Source organism: Rhizobium sp. 05L419, from assembly GCF_056397845.1.
The window spans coordinates 1-1,196 of sequence record NZ_JBFTOF010000077.1 but is presented as its reverse complement, the minus strand read 5'-3'; the positions used below and the strand labels follow the sequence as shown (position 1 = coordinate 1,196).

1 protein-coding gene is annotated in these 1,196 nt (G+C 59.4%); it reads left to right on the top strand.

The features are described 5' to 3' along the window. Positions 1 to 99 precede the first annotated feature (99 nt). Positions 100 to 1,196: IS256 family transposase (locus tag AC1DMK_RS31040; protein ID WP_477864042.1), on the top strand; the 1,097-nt coding region annotated here is incomplete at its 3' end.

Here is a 1,196-nt window from a genome sequence, read left to right as displayed (position 1 = left end):
TGTCCCGGCACGTGGTGTAGGTTTTGAGGAGTAAGGTGGCCATCAGTGTTTTCCGGTAGGGTCGGGTTGTTCAAGACCAACCTGACGGAAAGACCACCGATGACCAATGACATGATGAACGTGCGCTCGCTTGTTGAGAAGAGCGCCGATGCAGATTTGTTGCGTGAGATGATCGGCTTTGCCGCCGAGCGGCTGATGGAGCTGGAGGTTGGCGGAGCCACCGGTGCTGACTTCGGCGAGAAGAACCCGATGCGCCTCGCACAACGCAACGGCTACCGTGATCGGGATTGGGAGACACGAGCCGGAACGGTCGAGCTTCGCATTCCGAAGCTGCGCAAGGGCAGTTATTTCCCGAGCTTTCTCGAGCCGCGCCGTATGGCAGAGAAGGCTCTAACGGCGGTTATCCAGGAGGCATATATCCAGGGGATCTCGACCCGTTCTGTCGACGATCTGGTCAAGGCCATGGGTATGAGCGGCATCTCCAAAAGCCAGGTGAGCCGCCTGTGCGAAGAGATCGACGTCAAGGTGAAGGCGTTTCTCGACAGGCCGATTGAAGGTGACTGGCCATACGTCTGGGTGGATGCGACCTACCTCAAAGTTCGGCGCGGCGGACGTATTGTTTCCGTCGCAGTCATTATCGCCGTCGGCGTCAACAGCGATGGCCGGCGCGAGGTACTTGGTATGGAGGTCGGCACGTCGGAGGCCGAGCCGATCTGGACGGAATTCCTGCGCAGGCTCACGCGCCGAGGGTTGCGCGGCGTGAAGCTTGTCGTCTCCGATGCGCATGAAGGTCTCAAGGCTGCGGTCACAAAGGTTCTCAGTGCCACCTGGCAAAGATGCCGAGTTCACTTCATGAGGAACGTCCTGGCACATGCCGGAAAGAGCGGCAGGCGGGTTGTATCCGCCTTCATCGCCACAGCCTTCGCCCAGGAGACGCCGGAGGCAGCAAGCGCTCAATGGCGCAGTGTCGCCGACCAGATCAGACCGAAAGTKCCRAAGCTCGCCACCATYATGGACRAYGCTGAAGASGAYGTGCTCGCCTAYATGACCTTYCCGAAAGARCACCGGGCAAAGCTGCAYWSKACSAACCCAATCGARCGTCTCAACGGCGAAATCAAGCGMCGMACSGAGGTCGTCGGCATCTTTCCRAACGACGAWGCCATYGTCCGYCTSGTCGGYGCAYTGCTGCTCGAACA